The organism is Streptomyces sp. RKAG290 (assembly GCF_023701695.1).
Taxonomy (GTDB): Bacteria; Actinomycetota; Actinomycetes; order Streptomycetales; family Streptomycetaceae; genus Streptomyces.
In genome coordinates, this window is record NZ_JAJOZC010000001.1 from 6,756,680 (window position 1) to 6,776,520 (window position 19,841).

Annotated in this window: 20 protein-coding genes; 7 read left to right on the top strand and 13 right to left on the bottom strand. The window is 71.6% G+C overall.

Annotated elements, in window-relative coordinates; genetic code table 11:
- Positions 1–131: 131 nt before the first annotated feature.
- The 3 genes from LNW71_RS29935 to LNW71_RS29945 form a co-directional block, all read right to left on the bottom strand.
- The gene (locus tag LNW71_RS29935; RefSeq protein ID WP_250971048.1) at positions 132–1,658 is read right to left on the bottom strand and encodes an endo-1,4-beta-xylanase; all 1,527 of its coding nucleotides are present in this window, start codon (positions 1,656–1,658) and stop codon (positions 132–134) included.
- 826 nt (positions 1,659–2,484) lie between these two features.
- Positions 2,485–2,889 carry a cupredoxin domain-containing protein gene (locus tag LNW71_RS29940; RefSeq protein ID WP_250971049.1) on the bottom strand — a complete coding sequence of 135 codons (405 nt, stop codon included), beginning with the start codon at positions 2,887–2,889 and terminating at the stop codon, positions 2,485–2,487.
- A gap of 3 nt (positions 2,890–2,892) precedes the next feature.
- Entirely contained in the window at positions 2,893–3,459 is a 567-nt protein-coding gene (locus LNW71_RS29945; RefSeq protein ID WP_250971050.1) for a hypothetical protein, read from the bottom strand.
- Between the two features lie 263 nt (positions 3,460–3,722).
- Between LNW71_RS29945 and LNW71_RS29950 the strand changes: the two genes are divergently transcribed.
- Complete coding sequence (locus tag LNW71_RS29950) at positions 3,723–4,112, top strand: SSI family serine proteinase inhibitor (protein WP_250971051.1); 390 nt, start codon at positions 3,723–3,725, stop codon at positions 4,110–4,112.
- A 24-nt stretch (positions 4,113–4,136) separates the two neighbouring features.
- Here LNW71_RS29950 and LNW71_RS29955 read toward each other — a convergent pair whose 3' ends face one another.
- The 5 genes from LNW71_RS29955 to LNW71_RS29975 form a co-directional block, all read right to left on the bottom strand.
- Positions 4,137–4,295 carry a hypothetical protein gene (locus LNW71_RS29955; protein WP_148015273.1) on the bottom strand — a complete coding sequence of 53 codons (159 nt, stop codon included), beginning with the start codon at positions 4,293–4,295 and terminating at the stop codon, positions 4,137–4,139.
- 66 nt (positions 4,296–4,361) lie between these two features.
- Positions 4,362–5,312, bottom strand: a complete 951-nt coding sequence (locus tag LNW71_RS29960; RefSeq protein ID WP_250971052.1) for a cytochrome c oxidase assembly protein — start codon at positions 5,310–5,312, stop codon at positions 4,362–4,364.
- A 118-nt stretch (positions 5,313–5,430) separates the two neighbouring features.
- A complete protein-coding gene (locus LNW71_RS29965; protein ID WP_250971053.1) occupies positions 5,431–6,456 on the bottom strand; it encodes a 6-phosphofructokinase in 1,026 nt (341 codons plus the stop codon).
- 143 nt (positions 6,457–6,599) lie between these two features.
- On the bottom strand, positions 6,600–7,328 hold the full coding sequence (locus LNW71_RS29970) for a glutamine amidotransferase (protein ID WP_250971054.1): 729 nt from the start codon (positions 7,326–7,328) through the stop codon (positions 6,600–6,602).
- A 34-nt stretch (positions 7,329–7,362) separates the two neighbouring features.
- Complete coding sequence (locus LNW71_RS29975) at positions 7,363–8,601, bottom strand: MurT ligase domain-containing protein (RefSeq protein ID WP_250971055.1); 1,239 nt, start codon at positions 8,599–8,601, stop codon at positions 7,363–7,365.
- A gap of 464 nt (positions 8,602–9,065) precedes the next feature.
- Here LNW71_RS29975 and LNW71_RS29980 point away from each other — a divergent pair, with 464 nt between their 5' ends.
- From LNW71_RS29980 to LNW71_RS29990, 3 genes are read left to right on the top strand one after another with little or no spacing between them, the layout of a single operon-like run.
- On the top strand, positions 9,066–9,959 hold the full coding sequence (locus LNW71_RS29980; RefSeq protein ID WP_250972188.1) for a virginiamycin B lyase: 894 nt from the start codon (positions 9,066–9,068) through the stop codon (positions 9,957–9,959).
- Between the two features lie 40 nt (positions 9,960–9,999).
- Entirely contained in the window at positions 10,000–10,347 is a 348-nt protein-coding gene (locus LNW71_RS29985; RefSeq protein ID WP_250971056.1) for a YciI family protein, read from the top strand.
- Between the two features lie 28 nt (positions 10,348–10,375).
- Positions 10,376–11,437: a GNAT family N-acetyltransferase gene (locus LNW71_RS29990; RefSeq protein WP_308294527.1), complete on the top strand. Its 1,062-nt coding sequence runs from the start codon at positions 10,376–10,378 to the stop codon at positions 11,435–11,437.
- A 12-nt stretch (positions 11,438–11,449) separates the two neighbouring features.
- Here the strand turns inward: LNW71_RS29990 and LNW71_RS36225 are convergent, their stop codons facing one another.
- Positions 11,450–14,134 (bottom strand): LuxR C-terminal-related transcriptional regulator, encoded by a 2,685-nt coding sequence (locus LNW71_RS36225; RefSeq protein ID WP_285802224.1) that lies wholly within the window; start codon positions 14,132–14,134, stop codon positions 11,450–11,452.
- Positions 14,135–14,411: 277 nt separating this feature from the next.
- A complete protein-coding gene (locus LNW71_RS30005) occupies positions 14,412–14,801 on the bottom strand; it encodes a VOC family protein (protein WP_250971057.1) in 390 nt (129 codons plus the stop codon).
- 227 nt (positions 14,802–15,028) lie between these two features.
- On the opposite strand from LNW71_RS30005, the gene def reads away from it, so the two are divergent.
- Entirely contained in the window at positions 15,029–15,583 is a 555-nt protein-coding gene (def, locus tag LNW71_RS30015) for a peptide deformylase (RefSeq protein WP_250971058.1), read from the top strand.
- Positions 15,584–15,599: 16 nt separating this feature from the next.
- Here the strand turns inward: def and LNW71_RS30020 are convergent, their stop codons facing one another.
- Positions 15,600–16,250 carry a TetR family transcriptional regulator gene (locus tag LNW71_RS30020; protein WP_250971059.1) on the bottom strand — a complete coding sequence of 217 codons (651 nt, stop codon included), beginning with the start codon at positions 16,248–16,250 and terminating at the stop codon, positions 15,600–15,602.
- 171 nt (positions 16,251–16,421) lie between these two features.
- On the opposite strand from LNW71_RS30020, the gene LNW71_RS30025 reads away from it, so the two are divergent.
- Entirely contained in the window at positions 16,422–17,648 is a 1,227-nt protein-coding gene (locus LNW71_RS30025) for an acyl-CoA dehydrogenase family protein (RefSeq protein ID WP_250971060.1), read from the top strand.
- Between the two features lie 154 nt (positions 17,649–17,802).
- The gene (locus LNW71_RS30030; protein ID WP_374119465.1) at positions 17,803–18,201 is read left to right on the top strand and encodes a hypothetical protein; all 399 of its coding nucleotides are present in this window, start codon (positions 17,803–17,805) and stop codon (positions 18,199–18,201) included.
- 61 nt (positions 18,202–18,262) lie between these two features.
- Here LNW71_RS30030 and LNW71_RS30035 read toward each other — a convergent pair whose 3' ends face one another.
- Together LNW71_RS30035 and LNW71_RS30040 are read right to left on the bottom strand one after the other, a co-directional pair.
- The gene (locus tag LNW71_RS30035) at positions 18,263–18,751 is read right to left on the bottom strand and encodes a glutathione peroxidase (protein WP_250971061.1); all 489 of its coding nucleotides are present in this window, start codon (positions 18,749–18,751) and stop codon (positions 18,263–18,265) included.
- Positions 18,752–18,786: 35 nt separating this feature from the next.
- Positions 18,787–19,791 carry an Lrp/AsnC family transcriptional regulator gene (locus LNW71_RS30040; protein WP_250971062.1) on the bottom strand — a complete coding sequence of 335 codons (1,005 nt, stop codon included), beginning with the start codon at positions 19,789–19,791 and terminating at the stop codon, positions 18,787–18,789.
- Positions 19,792–19,841 lie beyond the last annotated feature (50 nt).

A 19,841-nucleotide genomic window follows, 5' to 3' on the forward strand; every position in this document is an offset into this window, starting at 1 on the left:
CAGGGCGCTGCTGAATGTTCTACGTGATATCGACACAAATCCTCCGTTGGCGGGTGTCGTTGGGGGAGAGAGGAGCGGGAGAGGGGGTGAGCGGGAGAAGCGATGCGCGTGCGTCACGTGGCGGTCGCCGGTCAGGGCTCGATGCCCCCGACGAGCTCACCACCGACGTAGACGGCGATCTTGCCGGTGTCCGTGTACGAGGTGCCGGTGCCGTGGCTGTAGTCGTCCGACTCGTCGAAGTTCGACCAGTCCGTCTTGTTCAGGCGCAGCTGGATCTCGCCCGTGGAGGCCGCCGGGGCCAGAGTGCCGCCGGTGAAGCCCACTTCGAGGTAGTGGTCGGCGCCGGCTCCCGGGGTGTCCATGGCGGCGATCCGGTGGGTGACCGTGGAGCAGCCGAGTGCGGACCAGTCGCACCAACTGCTGTATGTGGAAGCCCCGTTGCCGCCGGTGAACCAGTACCGGACCGTCACCGACGACAGGCTGACCGCGGACCCGCCGGTGTTCACGAGTTGGAGACCCGGCTTGATCTGGTTGTCGGCCGACGAGGAGTCGTTGCTCCGGTACAACACCTTCAGCGCGCCCGGGCCGCCGCCCTCCTCGCCGCCGCCGAGCGCGGTCCGTACCGCGTCGTAGGCCGGCTTCGGCAGGAGGTTCTCGTCGTAGAGGCCGGCCGCGCCCTCGCCGGGAAACGTGCCCGGGACCCAGGAGTACTTGTCCGTGTAGTCCCACACGGTGATGCCGACACAGCGCTCCACCGCCAGGCAGTCCTCGACCACGCGCCGGTAGTACGTGGACTGGGTGGCCACCTCGGCCGCGTCGGCGGGCAGTTGCACGCGCACGTCGAGTTCGGTGACGGCGACGTCGAGGCCGAGGTCGGCGAACCGCTGCATGTTCGCCCGCATCTCGTACGGGAAGCCGTACTGCACGGCCAGGTGCGCCTGCATCCCGACCCCGTCGAGCGGCACGCCCTCGTCGAGCAGCTCGTTCACCAGCGCGTACATCGCGTCGCTCTTCGCGCCGAGCCCCTCGATGTTGTAGTCGTTGAGGTACAGCCTGGCGTCCGGGTCCGCGGCGTGCGCGGCGCGCAGCGCGGTGGCGATGTAGTCGCTGCCCATGGCGGTGTAGAACGGACTGGTGCGGAAGGTCCCGTCCTCGTTGAACGGTTCGTTCACCACGTCCCAGGCGGTGACCGCACCGCGGTAGTGCGTGGCCTCCTCGGTGATGTGGTTCTCCATGGCCGCCTCGATCTGGGCCGACGGAAGCGCGGTGACCCATCCGGGCAGCTGGCTGTGCCAGACGAGGGTGTGGCCGCGCACGGACTGGCCGTGCTGCCGCGCGAAGTCGGTGACCACGTCGCCCTTGGTGAAGTCGAACTGCCCCCGGGCCGGCTCGGTGGTGTCCCACTTCATGGAGTTGCCCGGGGTGACCTGCCCGAACTCGGAGCCCAGCGTCGCCGCGTAGGCGGCATCGGGCAGTTCGGGATTGTCGGTGGCGGAGCCGAAGTACCTGCCCTGGGCGGCGGCGAGTTCATGCAGCGTGCCCTGCTGGGCCGCTGTCGCCGGTCCGCCCGCCAGGCTGGTGGCGAGGGCAAGGGTGCCGACCAGCAGGGTCGGGAGCCCTCTGGTGCGGCGGCGCCTACAGCGCTTCACCAAGCTCATGACAAACGCCTTCCTCGGCCGGGCAGCTCGGAGCATTGCGGGGAGCGCGGCAGCGCCCCGCAACGCCCTTGTGGCCACCCGGTGTTGGGGGAGAAGGGAGGGGAGTGGAGTGTGCAAGTCTTGATTGTGGGAGCGCTCCCAAAGTGGCGTGGTGATAGGCACCTGTCAAGACTTAAATCACAACTGCCTTACGAGCGCGTTAACTCGGCCACGCAACGAACGGGCGCTCCATGGAGCCCAGTTGTGGCTCTGCGGGGCCGTGCGCCGAACCCGGCCGGCGTGACGTTCACGGCCGGGGCGGCGGGTCGTCCGTCGCCGCTGGGTGACGGCCTGCGGGAGCTCCTGTCGAGCGGACAGGAGGTGTTCGCATGTGCACAGGGATGGTGCGGAGGGCGCTCCGCAGCGGTCCTGGCTCCGGGGCTGGGCGCGGATGCGGTCGGTGACGTACGCGAATCCTGCGCCGATGCGGCATCGGTGCAGGCCTTCGTCGAAGGCCGGCGCCGTTCGCGGGGGCGCGGGTGCGGCGCCGTGGCGGGAGTGTCGGGGGAGAACCCCTGGCGGAAGAGGTACGTGAACGGGGCATCGTTACGGCGGAGTGTGAGCGCGCGATGGCGGTGGCGGACGGGCGCTTGCGGTCACCGGGGCACGGGGGGAATCGGTCGCACGTGTCATGCCGTCGACGGAGAGCGACACCGGGGCCGTTCGGTGCGGGTGGGACGGCCGGGTCCGTGGGGCCTGGCCGGGCGCGACCGGCGTACGCGACTGCGTACGCGCGAGCTGTCGCGCCGCCGGGGTTCCGGGGTGCGCGGCCGCGGACGCGGCCGTTTCAGCGGACCGTGAGTGATCCCTTCATGGTCGGATGGATCGTGCAGATGTAGGGATACGAACCCGCCCCGGCGGGAGCGGTGAAGGTGACCGTCTGCCCGGGGTTCACGTCACCCGTGTCGAAGGCCTTGGCGCGGGTGGCCGTCACGGTGTGGGCCGTGGCGTCCTTGTTGATCACGGTGACCCTGGTGCCGGGGGCGACGGTCAGGGCGGCCGGGTGGAACGAGAAGTCCTTGATGGTGATCAGTGCCTTGCCGCTCGCGGAGGGCGAGGACGGGCGCGGGGCCGGAGAGGTGGCCGACGAGGAGCCGCCGCCACCGCCGGAGCAGCCGGCCAGGGCGACCAGGCAGGCGGCCGACGCCACGACGGCGACGCGGACACGGGCGGGCAGCAGGGTGCGGAGCACGGGTCAGTACCCTCCGGTTCCGGACGACGGCGAGGACGAGGATGCGGACGGGGCGGGCTTGGTGATCTTGTTCCCGGTGGGGCCGACCACGTACCAGGCCGCACCGAATCCGTTCGATCCCTGGCCGTTGGTGTCACCGGCGCTCGTGTCTCCGGCGTAGTGGTACAGCGGGTGCCCGTTGTAGGTGATCTCCTTGCTGCCGTCGTCCCGTGTCGTGGTGCCCAGCAGGCCGGCCTGCACGCCCTTGCCTGCGACCGGCTTCCCGCTGACGGTCAGGGGCGGCCAGGCCTTCGCGCAGTCACCGTTGCAGGCCGACTTCCCCGAGGAGTCCGCCTCCCAGAGGTAGAGGGTCCGCCCGTCAGCGTCGACCAGGACGGTGCCGAGCGGAGTCGACGCGGACGCCACGGTGCCGGACGACGGCGCGGCGGAACCGGACCTCGACGTGGCGGACGCGGACGGTGAGGAGGAGGCCGCCCCACTGTCCCCGTCGCTGTCCGAACAGCCGCCGAGGGTGACGGCCAGCAGGCCCGCCACGATCATGGACCCGACTTTCCCTGCGCGGTTCCCCATGGCGAACTCCTCGGGCCCGGCCGCCACTCCGGCAGCGCTGTGGCCCGAACTGTAGGGGCCGGGCCGCCCACCTCGGGGCAGGCGCTCGGTGGGTGCCGCCGACCGGCCCCGTCCGGGCGTACGCATGCTGTCACCGGTACTCCGACCGGACCCGCCCGCCGGGCCGGGCGGCGGAGTGCGCGGCGAGGCTGCTTGTCTCCGCGGCCGCCCCGGGGTGGTCTGGCCGGGTCCGCAAGCCCGTGCCACTGATCCGGGAGCCCGCCATGCGTGTGCGCACCGCTCTTGCCGCCGCCGCCCTGCTCACCCTGGGCGCGCCCGTGCCCGCCGGGGCCGCGCCGTCCCCGGATCCGGGACGCGGGCTCTTCCTGACCGTCTCGGGCAGCGGGAACACCTGGATCCGCGGGGTCGCGCTGCACTGCCCGCCGGGCCCTGACGACCGGCACCCCGATGCGGCAGGTGCCTGTGCGGCGCTCGACGCGGCGGACGGCGACTTCGACGCACTCCCCGGCGATCCGCATCCGTGCACCGGCGAGCACGACCCGGTGACCGTCACCGCCGAGGGCTTCTGGCGGGGCGCGGCCATCGCCTGGCGGCGCACGTTCCCCAGCCCGTGCGCGATGCACGCGGCCACCGGGCCGGTGTTCCGCTTCTGAGTCCGCCCGGGGCGCCGGGCCGGCTCAGGTCTCGCGAGTGGCGACCATTCCCATCGTGATCAGCCCCAGCACCACCCAGCCGAACCAGAGCCAGCCGTTGCTCCCCAGCGCCACTGTGTAGGCGGTGACCGCCACCAGTGCCCCTACGGTGAGTACTCCCATTGCCTTCGTGGATCCGGACATGCGCGCACGCTCCTCGCCGGCCGCGCGGCCGTGGATGCCATCGTCACCCCGAAGGCATGTCCACCGCTACTGTCCGCGCGCCTGCAACGAGGCGAGATACGCGTTGTACGCGTGCAGCTCCTGGTCCCCGTCCCGGTCCGCGGCGCGGTCCGAGCGCTTCGCCGTCCGCTGATCCGAGCGGTACCACTGGAAGACCAGCGCGAGCAGGACCAGCACCGACGGGATCTCGCTGAACGCCCAGGCGATGCCGCCCGCCGCGTTCTGATCGGACAGGGCGTCGATGCCGAGGGACGCCGACGGGCTCTTGTAGACCTCGACCATCGGCTGGGAGGCCATCATGAGAGCGATGCCGAAGAACGCGTGGAACGGCATTCCGGCGAACAGCTCCAGCATCCGCAGCAGGTATCCCGGGCGGTGCGGCCCCGGGTCGATGCCCATGATCGGCCAGAAGAAGACCAGGCCGACCGCCAGGAAGTGCAGCATCATCACCAGGTGCCCGGCCGTCGAGCCCATCAGGTAGTCGAACAGCGGGGTGAAGTACAGGCCGTACAGGCTGGCGATGAAGAGCGGGATGGTGAACACCGGATGCGTGACGATCTTCATGAACCGGCTGTGCAGCAGCATCAGCAGCAGCTCGCGCGGCCCCTTGTGGCCACGCGCCGCGACCGGCAGCGCACGCAGCGCCAGTGTCACAGGGGCGCCCAGCAGCAGCAGGATCGGCGACAGCATGCTGATCACCATGTGCTGCACCATGTGCACGCTGAACATGACCATGCCGTAGTCGTTGAGCTTGGTGCACATCACCAGGGCGATGGTCAGCACACCGATCACGAAGAAGACGATCCGGTTGACCGGCCAGCTGTCGCCGCGGCTGCGCAGCCGCATCACCGCGTACCCGTACAGGACCACCGCGAGGACGCAGCCGATCAGGAAGATCGGGTCCGCGGAGAACTGGAGCCCGCGTCCCAGCGTGAACGGCGGCAGATCCATGTTCATGCCGTGCCCGCTGTGATCCATCTGTTCACTCCCGATGGGGACGCCGGGACGTCCCCGTTTCGTGCCGGTTGTCCCGACCAGAGTAGAACTGCCCCCGGCCGCGGTTGCGGCCGGGGGCAGTCTCAGTCCTCGGTGTCGTTCAGAGCACGCACTCGGCCTCGGCGTACCGCTCGGCCGGGACCGTCTTCAGGGTCTCCACGGCATCGGCGAGCGGCACCATCGTGATGTCCGTGCCACGCAGGGCCGTCATCATGCCGAACTCGCCGCGGTGCGCCGCCTCCACCGCGTGCCAGCCGAAGCGGGTCGCGAGGACCCGGTCGTACGCGGTCGGGGTACCGCCGCGCTGCACATGGCCGAGGATCACCGGGCGGGCCTCCTTGCCCAGGCGCTGCTCCAGCTCGATCGAGAGCTGGGTCGCCACGCCGGCGAAGCGTTCGTGCCCGTAGACGTCCTTGACGCCCGACTCGAACTCCATGGAGCCCTCGCGCGGCTTCGCTCCCTCGGCGACCACGACGATCGCGAACTTCTTGCCGGCCGAGAAGCGCCGGCCGACCAGCTCGGTCAGCTCGTCGATGTCGAAGGGGCGCTCGGGCACGACGATGGCGTGCGCACCGGCCGCCATGCCCGAGTGCAGGGCGATCCAGCCGGTGTGGCGGCCCATGACCTCGACGATCATGACCCGCTGGTGCGACTCGGCGGTCGTCTTCAGCCGGTCGAGGGCCTCGGTGGCCACGCCCACGGCGGTGTCGAAGCCGAAGGTCACGTCCGTGGAGGCGATGTCGTTGTCGATCGTCTTCGGTACGCCGACGATCGGCAGCCCGGCCTCGGACAGCAGATTGGCCGCCTTGAGCGTGCCCTCGCCGCCGATCGGGATGATCGCGTCGAGACCGAGGTCCGCGACATGGCCCCTGGCCTGCTCGACGCCACCGCGCAGATGCGCGGGCTGGACCCGGGAGGAGCCGAGGATCGTACCGCCACGGGCGAGGATGCCGCCGACCGCGTCCAGGTCGAGCTTGCGGTAGTCGCACTCCAGGAGGCCCCGCCACCCGTCGTGGAAGCCGACGACCTCGTCGCCGTGGTCGACCACAGCACGGTGGACGACGGAACGGATGACCGCATTGAGGCCGGGGCAGTCGCCGCCGGAGGTGAGCACACCAATTCGCATTGCCCGGGAAACCTTTGCAACGTGGGCCGACGACCGGACCACGTCGTCCGGCTGGAATCCCGCCACCCTACCGGCGCAGGGTGGCGGGATCGAACCGGGCGTCCGCCTGCTGGACTTCGCTCAGCTGAGCGAAATAAGCCTCATCAGGCGGGCTGTGTGGCGGCGGCGATCCGCTCGGCGCGCAGCGCCTCGTACCAGCGGTCGTCGGTGGGCGGCAGCGCGTTCACGTCGAGGGCCAGCTTCAGCAGCAGGTCCGCGATCAGCGGGTTGCGCGCCATCACGGGACCGTGCATGTACGTACCGAAGACGGTGTCGTTGTACGCGCCCTCGGTGCCGTCGCCGGTGCCGTTGCCCCGGCCGAACTGCACCCGGGCGAAGGGGCGCGCCGTCGGGCCGAGATGGGTGATGCCCTGGTGGTTCTCGAAGCCGGTCAGCGGCGGCATCCCGAGGTGCGGGTCGATGTCCGCGAGCACGTCGCCGACGCACCGCGCACCCTCGCCGCGGGTGGAGATCACGTCGAGCAGCCCGAGACCCTGCTCGCGCTCGCCGAGGTCGTTGACGAACTCGTGCCCGAGGATCTGGTACCCGGCGCAGACCGAGAAGATGATCGCGCCGTTGGACGCGGCCCGGCTGAGACCGCCGTCGCGGCGCAGCCGCTCGGCGGCGAGCCGCTGCGGCCGGTCCTCACCGCCGCCGATCAGATAGATGTCGCCGGACGTGGGTACCGGCTGGTCGCTGCGCACGTCCACGCGCGACACGTCGAGACCGCGCTGACGGGCCCGGCGCTCCACCACGAGGGCGTTGCCCTGGTCGCCGTAGGTGCTCAGCAGGTCCGGGTAGACCCACACCAGCCGCAGGCTGTTGTTGCTCATGCTTCGTCCTCTCCGGAGGGGCCCGGGGCCGGGGTCAGTTGCCGACACGACGGCGCAGATCCTGGAAGGCGGTGTAGTTGGCGATGACCTCGATGCGGCCCGGCGGCGCGTACTGCACTGCCTCGTCGAGGTTCTCGCAGACCCGGAAGTCGAGACCGGCCACCTCGAGGCGGACCGCGAGGTCCAGCTTGCGGTCGCCGAGCACGAAGATCGGGTGGCCCGCGAGCTGGGTGTAGTCCACGTCCCACAGCCAGGAGGTGTCCGTGCCGTCGGCCCCGCGGGCGTTGACGGAGAGGATCACCGGGGTGGGCGGCGGGTCGATCAGGGAGAACGTCTCCAGCCAGCCCGCCGGGTTCTTCGCCAGCAGGAGCCGCAGCTCACGGCCGAGGAAGGTGACCACGTCGTAGCGGCCCGCGACGGCCTGGACCTTGTACATCCGCTCCAGTGCGACCTGCGGCGGCACCCCGAAGACGGCGGCGACCGCGGCCGAACTGGTGGCGTTGGCCTTGTTGGCGCGGCCGGGCAGCTGGAGGTGGATCGGCCATGCCGAACCGTGCGGGTCCAGGACGTAGTCGCCGTGCAGGACCCAGCTGGGTGCCGGGCGGCGGAAGCCGCACTCGCCGCAGAACCAGTCGTCGCCGGGACGCTGCATGACACCGCCGCAGGACGGGCACGACCAGGCGTCGTCCTTCCACGCCTGGCCGGCCGCGACCCACACCACGTTGGGGGAGGAGGACGCCGCCCAGACGATCAGCGGGTCGTCGGCGTTGGCGACGATCACGGCCTTCGAGCCGGACAGCCCCTCGCGCCACTTCTCGGCCAGCATCCGGGTCTCCGCGGCCCGGTCCAGCTGGTCGCGCGACAGGTTGAGCAGCGCGATCACCTTGGGCGTCGTGTCCCGGGCGACCCCGGCCAGGTACTTCTCGTCCACCTCGATCACGCCGTACTGCGCGTCCGAGCCGCCGGCCAGGGCGGAGGTGATGCCCGCGGGCATGTTGGCGCCGAGCGCGTTCGACACGACCGGGCCGGCGGCCCGCAGTGCCTCGGCGATCAGCCGGGTCGTGGTCGTCTTGCCGTTCGTCGCTGACACGAGGATCACGTCCAGGTGCTGCGCGAGCCTCCCCAGCAGGTCGGGGTCGAGCCTCAGCGCAACCTTGCCGCCGATCACCGATCCGCTGCCCCGCCCGGCTGCCCGCGACACCGCCGCAGCGGCCTTGCCCGCCGTCACGGCCAGCTTGGCCCGCGGCGACAACGGCTCCGTGTTGCCTGCCATCGTCCTAGATCCTCCTTGCATCGGTCCGCGCCCAGCCTATCGATGTCCGGCGCGGCGGCGGCACCGCGGCACCGCGCGGACCGTGGAGTTCCCGTGGAACTCCTTGCGGGTGAAGCAACACCATTTCGCTGGTCCGGCAAACATGCAGGTCAGAAGGGGTTCGACTTATCGGGGGCCGAGTCCCCTGTATTTCCCTGCCGGGATGGTGCCGGGAAGGCAGGTCCCTCGATGTCCGCTGTGTGAACACCGGCCGGTGCCGGGCAGGCCGTGGCCGGTCACGTTAAGTCGGGGTGACCGATGCCTGTGCAGCACGACCGGCCCTACCGTCGATGACATCACCCCGCCTCCGGAAGGAACCTCGCGTGCCGCATGATCCGGACACCGTTCATCCCACGCCGGCCCGCACCGGCAGGGCGGGAGCGCCGCAGGGCACCGCCGCCGGGCGAGGGGCCGGAGCGGGTGCGGTGACGCCGGCCGTCGAGGAGTACGCCGTGTCCGGACCCGACGCCGGCCCGTACGGGATCACCACCGGTCCGGACGGCGCCCTGTGGTTCACCCTGGTGCACAGCGGCGGCATCGGCCGCCTGCTGCCCGGCCGGCAACCGGCCATCCATCAGCTGGACCCCGGCACCGGACCGACCGTCATCACCCCGGGGCCCGACGGCGCGCTGTGGTTCACCGAATACCGGGCGCACCGGATCGGCCGGATCACCACGGCCGGCGAAGTCACGGCGTTCGCACTGCCGACCGCCGCGTGCGGGCCCTTCGGGATCGCGGCGGGGCCGGACGGTGCGATGTGGTTCACCGAGACCGCCACCGACCGCATCGGTCGGCTGGCCCTCGACGGGAGGGTCACGGAGTACGCCCTGCCGCGCGACGGCGCTTTCCCCTCCGCGATCGCCGCCGGACAGGACGCGATGTGGTTCACCATGAACCAGGCCAACGCCATCGGACGCATCGACATGGACGGCCGCATCACCCTCCACGACCTGCCCACCGACGCCGCCGCCCCGGTGGGGATCGCCGTCGGCCCCGACGGCGACGTCTGGTTCACCGAGATCGCCGCCGGCCAGATCGGCCGGATCTCTCCCGACGGCCGGATCACCGAACACCCCCTGCCCGACCGCTCGGCCCGGCCCCACGCCGTCACCACCGACGCGCACGGAACGGCCTGGTTCACCGAGTGGGGTGCCAACCGCATCGGGTCCCTCGCCGTGGACGGAGCCGTCGCGGTGCACGACCTGCCCACCCCGGCCTCGGAACCGCACGGCATCACCATCGGCCCGGACGGCGCCCTGTGGGCCGCCCTGGAAATCGGTGCACTCGCCCGCCTCGCACCGGCCGACCGCACCGGCTGACACCCGGCAACAGCAACAACAGCGACCGGAGGAACGAACCATGAAGTACGCACTCGTGATCTTCGAGACGGATGCCTCGCGCGCCCGCATCCAGACCGACCGGGACGCCTACCGGAAGGCGTACGAGAACTGGATCGGCGAGACGGCAGCCGCGGGGAAGCTGGTGAGCGGCGACGCCCTCGACACCGAGCGCCGGGGCCCCACCACCGTACGGAAGGCGGAGAACGGGACTGCGACCGTGACCGAGGGACCCGTGCACAACGGTGAGGAGACGCTCGGAGGGTGGTTCGTGCTGGAGGTGACCGACCACGCCGAGGCCGTCGAACTGGCCCGCTCCTTCCCCACTCCGGAGGCACTCGAACTCCGGCCGCTCCTCGAATCCGCCTGAGCCGGAAGGCGCGGCGACGGCCCGCCCGGTGGCAGGCACACCGCTTTTCCGCGCGCCCCTGGGCCGCACCCCGTCCATGCTGACCGGCTCCCGGATCTTCCACACCGGCACGACCTCGACCACTTACGCGAAGAACCATGGAGAGAACATGTTGTTCCGGTCCACGACCGACGCCGATCTCGACCGCGTCACGGCCGTCACGGTCGACGAACCCATCAGCTGGATCACCGCCGACCGCTACCTCGATGAGCTGGGCCGGCGAATGTACCGGCCGGAATGGACCTGGATCGCCGAGGACGGTGACCAGGTGGTGGGCCGCGCCCTGTGGTGGGGGCAGCCGGCCGGTGAGCACCCCCTCGCCCTGGACTGCCTGCACGTCGACGCCTCGGTCGCCGACCGAACGGCGGTCGCGGCAGGACTTGTTGCCGCAAGCCTGAAGGCCTTCGCCGAGCAGGGCGCGCCCAGACCGCCGCTGTACAACCTGACCCTGCCGAACGGCTGGCGTGAGGATCCGGCCGTCGCGGCCGCCCTCGCCTGGCGGCGCGACGCCGCCCTGGCAGCCGGTCTGACCGACGAGGTGGAGCGGCTGCGCCTGGAGTGGACACCCGGCACCGGACTCCCGGCCGTCAACGGCAGCCTCGTCTTCGCGGAGGCCTCCGACGAGGAGTTCCTGCGGGTGTTCCAGCAGATCGCGGTGGGCAGCCTGGACGGCGAGACCCGCAGGAACCTGGCGGCCAAGGGCGCCGAGGCCACCGCCCGGGAGGAGATGGACTTCTACCTGGGCTGCCCGGGGGAGCGCGGTTGGTGGCGGCTGGCCCGCACTCCCGAGGGGAAGACCGTGGGCCTGGCGATCCCGTCGGCCACCCCGTACAACCGCAATGTCGGATACCTGGGCATCGTCCCCGAGTTCCGGGGCCGCGGCCACGTCGACGAGGTGCTCGCCGAGATCACCCGCGTCCACGCGGAAGCCGGGGCGGAGCTGATCACGGCCACCACGGACACCGGCAACGCGCCGATGGCGGCTTCCTTCGCACGGGCCGGCTACCGCACCGCACAGATCCGGATGATCTATTCGGCGCCGGAGTCCTGAGACCCCCGGATCTCACGAGGCCAGGAGCTCGGCGAGTTCGGTACGGGAGCTGATGCCCAGTTTGGGGAAGGCGCGGTAGAGGTGGTGCCCCACCGTGCGGGGACTGAGGAACAGCTGGGTGGCGATCTCCCGGTTGGTCGCACCCGTGGCCGCCAGCCGTACGACCTCGCGCTCCTGCGGGCTCAACCGGTTCACGCGTCCGTCGACCGGGCCCGTGACGTCGGCGCTGCCCCCTGCCGCCTGGAGCTCCGCGCGGGCCCGCCGGGCCCATGGCCGGGCGCCCAGCCTCTCGAAGACCTCCAGCGCTTCGCGGAGGTGATCGCGGGCGTCGATCTTGCGCCGGAGCCGGCGCAGCCACTCCCCGTGGAGCAGCTCGGTACGGGCCCGTTCGAAGTCGCCGCAGCCCTGGTGGAGTTGGGCGGCTGCCTTGAAGTGCTCCTCGGCCCTTTCGTCCCGGGCGGTCATGGCCAGGCAGCGGCGGGCCGGCGCGTCGAGGGGCGTCCCAGGGGCGGCGGCCGCCCACGCAGCCAGCAGGCGGGTCGGCTCCGCGGCACGCTCGGGACGGCCGGCGCGCACCGCGGCCTCGACGAGGTCGGGCAGCAGCAACATCGTCAGCAGCGGGTGGCCCACCTGCTGCTGCGCCGATTCCAGCAGCTCCAGCGCCGTCTCTGCGTGCCCGAGGCCCAGTTCGAGCAGGCCCAGTGCCCACAGGGCGTCCGCGGTGCCCCGTCCGACATCGCGCGGGCGGGTGTAGTCCAGGGCCTCCTGCGCCAGGGCGCGGCAGTCCTCCTCCTGCCCCCGGACGGCGGCCAGCGTCGCCAGGACCGCCCGCAGGTGGGCGGCCCGGTGGTCCAGGTGGTAGTACTCGGCCAGCCGCAGCCCCTCGGCGGCGTGCGCCGACGCCTCCTCGTGCCGGCCCAGTGCCAGCTCCGTCTGGGCGAGCAGGTGAAGTGCCGTGGGCAGCCAGCCGCCGATCCCGTGGTCCCGGCAGTGGGCGACCGACGCGGCGGCCATCTCGTGCGCGGCCGCATGGTCGGCGACGACGTGGCAGTAGATACCGGTCATCAGCCGGTCCATGAACCCGGTGCCGGGTTCACGGCTGTCGCGCACCAGCTCCTGGAGGGAGCCGAGTGCGCCGGCCGTCTCCTCGGCGAACAGGCGGCCGGGCACACCGACCACCAGCAGGTCAGGGGCGCGGGCCCCGACCTCGGTCATCAGACCCGCGTCTCCCGCGGAGAAGGCCGCGTGGACCGCGTCGACCAGGAGCGGGGCGAGCTTGTCGGGACGGCTGGGCCCGATCAGGTCCGCGCACTCGAGCAGGATGCGGCCTGCGGTCTCCGGCCTGCCGTAGCCCAGCTCGACGACGGCTCGCACCCGGGCGAAGTCCGCGGCCGTGCCGGGGGCCCGCAGCGGGAGGGGCACCTGGTCGGCCAGGGCCCCGCACCGCTTGTCCTGGCCGGCGTCGCTGGCCTTCTGGGCGGCACAGATCAGGCGGCGCGCGCGGCGCTGCGGATCGGCCGTGAGCTGGGCCGCGCGTTCGTAGGCGGCGGAGGCGGACGCCATGGCCTGCCGGCTGCCGGCCCACTCGGCGACCCGCTCCAGTTCGTCGGCGACCTGTTCGTCCGGGCCCGTCGACGCGGCGGCCAGGTGCCAGGCGCGCCGGTGCGCGTGCCGGGAGGGGGCCAGCGTGTCGGCCAGCGCCTTGTGCGCCGCGATGCGCCCGGCGAGCGGTGCCCCCCGATAGGCGGCGTACCTGACCAGGGGGTGCCGGAAACGGACCACGTCCCCGGACAGGAAGACCAGCCCGGAGCGTTCCGCGGGGGCGAGGTCCTCGATCGCGGCGCCGAGCCGCCCGGCGGCCGCGAGCACCAGGGGCAGTTCGCCGGTGTCGTCCGCGGCGGCCACTCCCAGCATCACCTGGGTGGCCTCGGGCAGACGGCCGATCTGGGTCACGAACGCGTCCTGGATGCGGCTCGTGAGCCGGGACGTCGCCTCGGGGAGCGCCAACGGGCTCAGCTGCCCCTCCCGCTGCGCCGGGGTGAGCGCGGCCGACAGTTCGATCAGGGCCAGCGGATTGCCTTGCGACTCCCCGATGATCCGGTCCACGACGTACGGGGGCAGGCCGGGGAGCAGCGCCTCGGCCGCCGCCCGGTCCAGGCCTTCGAGGAGCAGTTCGGGCAGCCCCTGCACGTCGGCGCCGCGGGCTCCGCTGCGGACGGCGAAAACCATCACGACACCCTCGGCGCGCAGCCTGCGGGCGGCGAAGGTGAACACGTCCACCGACGGCTGGTCGAGCCACTGGGCGTCGTCGACCAGGCACAGGAGCGGGCCTTCTTCCGCGATCTCCGACAGCATGGTGAGCACGGCAAGGCCGACGGTGAGGCGATCACGCACCGCGTCGTCGGTGAGCCCGCATATCGCTCGCATCGCCGCGGCCTGCGGGCCGGGCAGCCGGTCGACGACGTGCAGTACGGGCAGGAACAGGTGGTGCAGCCCGCCGAAGGCGAGTTCCATCTCCGACTCGATGCCTTCGACGCGCAACACCCGCATGCCGTCCGCCCGTTCGGCGGCGTAGTCGAGCAGGGCGGTCTTTCCGATCCCTGCCTCGCCGCCGACCAGCAGGGCGCTGCTCATTCCCCGACGGGCGCCGGCGAGCATCCGGTCCATGCGGTCCCGCTCCGCGGTTCTCCCCTGCAACGCTCGCCCCGTTCCGTCGCGCTTCGATCAGCCCTCCCGGTTCCGGCAGCGCCGTACGACAGCACGCGGGGAGGGTTTCGACGATCTTCTCATCGTCCGCGACCGGGGAAGGGGCGCAGCCCACTGGCACGCGGCGGCGCTGCCTCAGGTGCGGAGCGTGTGCCCGGTCCTCGATTGCACGTGGTCCGGGATCTCGTCCTCGCGGCGCCTGCGGCGGACAGCCCCGCGCCCTCTCACGGCAGGCCGGCCCGGGTCCCGAAGGCGGCCGGCCGGCCGGTCAGGGCTGTGTCGCGATCTGGATCAGGTTGCCGCAGGTGTCGTCGAAGACGGCGGTGGTGACCGGGCCCATCTCCACCGGCTCCTGGGTGAAGCGGACACCGAGGGCGGACAGACGCTCGTACTCCGCCTGCACGTCGTCGACGGCGAACTGGGCGAGCGGGATGCCGTCCTTGACGAGCGCGTCGCGGTAGGGCTTGACGGCCGGGTGGCCGGCGGGCTCCAGGAGGAGTTCCGTGCCGCCGGGTTCGTCGGCGGAGACGACGGTCAGCCACCGGTCTTTCTCGCCCACCGGGACGTCGTACTTCTTCACGAAGCCCAGGATCTCGGTGTAGAAGCGCAGGGCCACGGCCTGGTCGTCGACGAGGACGCTGGTCAGCTGGATCTTCATGGGGTGTTCTCCTCCGGTCCGGATGTGCCGGGTACGGGCCGATGCCCGGTGATCTGCCGAGGCCGTGCAGCATGTCACGGCCCTCCCGCCCCGTCGCGACGGCACCGGCGGCCTCCAGGACCGCGAGGTGCTGGAAGACCCCCTGGCGGAAGATGCCGAACCGGTGCTGCGGGGCCCGTCGTGACGCAGATCCCGAACAGTGTCTGTCCTGACTTCTCCACCGTACGATGGCCGCCATGCGAAACCGTCCCATCCCCGGCAGTTCCGGCCTCGTCCGGACCATGAGCCTGCTCGGCGACCCGGTCCTGCACGGCGCGTGCGACCCGGTCACCGACTTCGGGCCCTCACTGGCCCGGCTGGTCGAGGACATGTACGCCACGATGTACGAGGCGCAGGGCGTCGGGCTCGCCGCCAACCAGGTCGGCGTGCCGTTGCGGGTGTTCGTCTACGACTGCCCCGACGACGAGGACGTCCGCCACCTCGGACACCTGGTCAACCCGACCCTCGTCGAGGCGGACGGCATCACCGTCCGTGGCCCGGAGGGCTGTCTCTCGCTGCCGGGGATCGAGGCCGGCACGCCGCGCTTCGACCACGCGGTCGTCGAGGGACTGACGGTCGAGGGGAAGCCGGTACGGGTCAGCGGCACCGGGTTCTTCGCCCGCTGCCTCCAGCACGAGTGCGACCACCTCGACGGCGTCGTCTACACCGACCGGCTGACCGGGCTGCGCCGGGCACGCGCCCTGCGTGCGGCCCGCCGCGCACCCTGGGGGCGCACCGGCTGACCGGGCAGGGGCGGGTTCAGAAGCCGGGACCGCCGGGGCGGTCGCCCGCCGCGGCGAGCCTGCCCCACAGCAGGTCGGCCAGGCTGCTCACCAGCTGGGCGCGTGAGCACGGGCGCTCACCCAGCCACCAGTCGCCCGCCGCGTGCATCATGCCGACGATGCCGTGGCCCCAGATCCGAGCCATCGCCTGGCTGTCCGGCCCGAGATCCACCCGCTCGGCGATGACCGTGGCGAGCTCCTCACCGAGGCGGCGCAGCAGCGGGGCGGAGTGCCGTCCGACGTCGAAGCCCTGCTCGGGCGAGGGCACCGCGTCGTCGGACGGGTGCATCAGGAACCGGTAGACCTGCGGGCGGGCCTCGATGGCGGCGAGGTAGGTGTCGAGCGTGGCCTCGACCCGGGCGCGCCGGTCGGCGGGCGCGTCGAGTGCGGCGCGCAGTGCGCTGAGCAGCGCGTCCGTGTGCCGCTTGGCCAGGGCGCGGTAGAGGCCGCCCTTGTCGCCGAAGTGCCGGTAGAGAATGGGCTTGGTGATCCCGGCCTCCGCCGCGATGGCGTTCATCGAGGCACCGGGGCCGTCCCTGAGTACCACGCGGTCGGCGGCCTCGAGCAGCTCGCGGCGGCGGCGCTCGGCCGCGGTCCGCTGTCGCTCGGCCTGTCGTGTGGTCTCCATACTGTTTCTCCCACCCCTGGCCGTGCTGTCCGTCATGCCTGCGCAACGTAACACCCTGCCCAGCGGCGTGTGCATCGGCCGCCGACCGGTTGACAGAGGCTACTTGCCGGTAACAGACTGTTGTTACCGCAAGTAACGACTGGTTTTTGACGGCAGTACGTGGAGGGGAACATGGCCGAGTTCACGCTCGAGCTCAACGACGACCAGAAGCAGGTCCGTGACTGGCTGCACGGCTTCGCCGCGGATGTGATCCGTCCGGCCGCTTCGGAGTGGGACGAGCGTGAGGAAACGCCCTGGCCCGTCATCCAGGAGGCGGCCAAGGTCGGAATCTACTCCCTCGACTTCTACGCACAGCAGTTCTTCGACCCGACCGGCCTCGGCATCCCGATGGCGATGGAGGAACTGTTCTGGGGCGACGCGGGCATCGCCCTGTCGATCGTCGGCACGGGCCTGGCGGCCGTCGGCGTCCTCGCCAACGGTACCGAGGAGCAGATCGGCACCTGGATCCCGCAGATGTACGGCGACGCGAACGACGTGAAGGTCGCCGCCTTCTGCTCCTCCGAGCCCGATGCCGGATCCGACGTCGCCTCGATGCGGACCCGCGCGGTGTACGACCAGGCCAAGGACGAGTGGGTGCTCAACGGCACCAAGACCTGGGCGACCAACGGCGGTATCGCCAACGTCCACGTGGTGGTCGCCGTCGTCGACGCGGAGCTCGGCTCCAAGGGGCACGCCTCCTTCATCGTGCCGCCGCAGACCCCCGGGCTCTCCCAGGGCCAGAAGTTCAAGAAGCACGGCATCCGCGCCTCGCACACCGCCGAGGTCGTCCTGGAGGACGTGCGCGTCCCCGGCCACTGCCTGCTCGGCGGCAAGGAGAAGCTCGACCAGCGCCTCGCGCGGGCCCGTGAGCGCGCCGCCTCCGGTGGTGAGCGGGTGAAGAACGCCGCGATGGCCACGTTCGAGGCGTCCCGCCCGGCCGTGGGTGCCATGGCGGTCGGCACCGCCCGCGCCGCGTACGAGGTCGCACTGGACTACGCCAAGACCCGTACCCAGTTCGGCCGCCCGATCATCGACAACCAGGGCATCGCCTTCCAGCTCGCCGACATGCGCACCCAGATCGACGCGGCACGTCTGCTGGTCTGGCGCGCCTCCTGGATGGCCACCGCAGGCAAGCCGTTCGACTCCGCCGAGGGCTCGATGTCCAAGCTGTACGCGAGTGAGACCGCCAAGAAGGTCACCGCGCAGGCGATCCAGATCCTCGGCGGCAACGGCTTCACCCGTGAGTACCCGGTGGAGCGGATGCACCGGGACGCCGCGATCTACACGATCTTCGAGGGCACCAGCGAGATCCAGCGCCTGGTGATCGCCCGCACGCTCTCCGGGATGCCGATCCGCTGACCTCCGGCCCCGGCCCACGAACCCGGCCCCCGTCCCCTGCCCCACCGGCAGGAGGCGGGGGCCGGGTCCGTGCGCAGGCCGGATGGTGTGCACCTGCCATGTCCCTGTAGATTCCCCGTGAAGATCGTGACCGGTTCATGGAGGGGGACTGCTCGTGTCGAAGTCCAAGGGGAGAAGGCTCGTGGCGGCCGCCGCTGCCGCGATCGGCCTCGTCATGGCCGCGCAGGGCACGGCGGTCGCGGCACCGAAGCCGATCGACGCCTCGTTCGGCGGGTACGGCGAATGGAACGCCGACCCGTCCGGGAGCATCCCCGGCGACTCCATCCGCGCCTGCGACACGGCTGCGGACGGCTGGGGCATCGAGGTGAAGCTCGACATCGGCCGCGACGGCACGTGGGACCGGACCGCCACCACCCGCGGCCACAACTCGCCCTACTGCAGCCCGTGGAAGAGCGGCAACATCGCGGAGGGCACGCCCGTGAGCGTTCAGGTGACGAATGTGGACGGCGGGGTCACCTACCCCAAGGGCTCGCTCCTGCTCAGCCACGCCTGACGAGCCGGCCACGCCCGTCCGGCGGACCGGGGTCCGGTCCACCGGAGGGCGCGGCGGGTGATCAGGCGGTGAGCTGTGCCTCGATGGCCGCGACGACCTCCGGGGCCTCCGGCTCGGTACGCGGACGGATCCGGGCGACCGGCTCGCCCGCCGGGGAGATCAGGAACTTCTCGAAGTTCCACTGGATGTCACCGGCCTCGCCGTCCGCGTCCGCGAGCTGCGTAAGCTCCGCGTAGAGCGGGTGCCGGCCGGCGCCGTTGACGTCGGTCTTCTCCAGCATCGGGAAAGTCACCCCGTACGTCGCCGAGCAGAACGTCTGGATCTCCTCCGAACTCCCCGGCTCCTGGCCGCCGAACTGGTTGCACGGCACGCCCAGTACGGTCAGGCCCCGCTCCCCGTACTCCTTCTGGAGCCGCTCCAGGCCGGCGTACTGCGGGGTCAGTCCGCACTTGGAGGCGACGTTCACCAGCAGGACGGCCCGGCCGCGGTAGGCGCCCAGCGTCGTCGGCTCGCCGGCCAGGGTGTGCAGCGGAATGTCGTACAGCGTCATAAGGGTCTCCTCGTCAATGGCTTCCGCAGCCATTCTTACGCCCACAGGTTCATCGGCACGAAGCCGATCGCCCGGCCGTCCGGATCCAGCAGCCTGCCCATCAGCTTCACGGCGCGCAGGGCGACCGCCCGGTCGGCGATCCGCAGGTGCGGGAGGGCTGCGGCGAGGCGTACCTCCAGGGCTTGGGCGTCCACCAGGGAGGACACCCAGACCGTCGCGATCAGATTCTGCGGACCGGCCAGTCCCAGGCACTGGCGGATCTCCGGGAGCTTCGCCAACTCCCTTGCCGTGGAGTCCAGATGCTCGGCGGCAACGGTGCCGAAGAAGGTCACGGCGACCGGTGAGCCGGACAGCGAGCGGGCCAGGTCGCAGCGGAGCACCAGCCGGCCGGCTTCCAGCAGCCGGTTCAGGCGGCGGCTCGCGGTGTTCACGGAGACGCCCAGCGTCTCGGCCAGTTCGCTCAGCGACATCCGCCCGTTCTCACCGATCGCCGTGACCAGCTCGGCGTACTCGGGCAGGTGCTGGGAGCCGCCGAGCGCCGAGCGCCGGGACGCGGCCAGCGTCTCCTGCTGGGTGCGGCTCAGGCTCGTCAGCCGCCAGACGCTGCCCTCCGTGTAACTGCGGGTGACCAGGTGCGCCCTGGTCGCCGTGATGCCGGGGACCGTGCCGAGCCGGTCCACGATGTAGCGCGAGAGCGCGCCGAAGCCGGTGGCCATCGCCGTGATCAGCAGGTCGCGGCCGCCCGCCGCGTGTTCCACGGTCACCGCGTGCGGATCCGCCGACAGTGCCTCGGCCACCGCCCCCGCCTGCCCCGGTGCGCAGTCGATCTCGATCAGCGCGCCGGCACCCGAGCCGCCGAACGGATACGCGGTCACCCAGGCGTGGCCCGCGGCGCGCAGCCGCTCCCAGCGCCGGGCGACGGTCGCGGCATCGATGTCCAGCGCCTTCGCCAGCTCGGTCCAGGGGGCCCTGGGGTTGATCTGCAACGCGTTGACCAGGGCCAGGTCGAGCTCGCTGAGCGAGGGCAGGTTTTCAGTCATCGGACATCCGCATCAGGAAGCGCTGTGGGAAAAAACTGCATTGGATCGTG

Coding starts and splice junctions, on each gene's coding strand:
- LNW71_RS29960 (WP_250971052.1), bottom strand. CDS start 5,312: ATGGATCACAGCGGGCACGGCATGAACATGGATCTGCCGCCGTTCACG.
- def (WP_250971058.1), top strand. CDS start 15,029: ATGGCCGCCATGCGAAACCGTCCCATCCCCGGCAGTTCCGGCCTCGTC.
- LNW71_RS29955 (WP_148015273.1), bottom strand. CDS start 4,295: ATGTCCGGATCCACGAAGGCAATGGGAGTACTCACCGTAGGGGCACTG.
- LNW71_RS30035 (WP_250971061.1), bottom strand. CDS start 18,751: ATGACGCTGTACGACATTCCGCTGCACACCCTGGCCGGCGAGCCGACG.
- LNW71_RS30025 (WP_250971060.1), top strand. CDS start 16,422: ATGGCCGAGTTCACGCTCGAGCTCAACGACGACCAGAAGCAGGTCCGT.
- LNW71_RS30005 (WP_250971057.1), bottom strand. CDS start 14,801: ATGAAGATCCAGCTGACCAGCGTCCTCGTCGACGACCAGGCCGTGGCC.
- LNW71_RS30020 (WP_250971059.1), bottom strand. CDS start 16,250: ATGGAGACCACACGACAGGCCGAGCGACAGCGGACCGCGGCCGAGCGC.
- LNW71_RS29985 (WP_250971056.1), top strand. CDS start 10,000: ATGAAGTACGCACTCGTGATCTTCGAGACGGATGCCTCGCGCGCCCGC.
- LNW71_RS30040 (WP_250971062.1), bottom strand. CDS start 19,791: ATGACTGAAAACCTGCCCTCGCTCAGCGAGCTCGACCTGGCCCTGGTC.
- LNW71_RS29975 (WP_250971055.1), bottom strand. CDS start 8,601: ATGGCAGGCAACACGGAGCCGTTGTCGCCGCGGGCCAAGCTGGCCGTG.
- LNW71_RS29950 (WP_250971051.1), top strand. CDS start 3,723: ATGCGTGTGCGCACCGCTCTTGCCGCCGCCGCCCTGCTCACCCTGGGC.
- LNW71_RS29945 (WP_250971050.1), bottom strand. CDS start 3,459: ATGGGGAACCGCGCAGGGAAAGTCGGGTCCATGATCGTGGCGGGCCTG.
- LNW71_RS29970 (WP_250971054.1), bottom strand. CDS start 7,328: ATGAGCAACAACAGCCTGCGGCTGGTGTGGGTCTACCCGGACCTGCTG.
- LNW71_RS29935 (WP_250971048.1), bottom strand. CDS start 1,658: ATGAGCTTGGTGAAGCGCTGTAGGCGCCGCCGCACCAGAGGGCTCCCG.
- LNW71_RS29965 (WP_250971053.1), bottom strand. CDS start 6,456: ATGCGAATTGGTGTGCTCACCTCCGGCGGCGACTGCCCCGGCCTCAAT.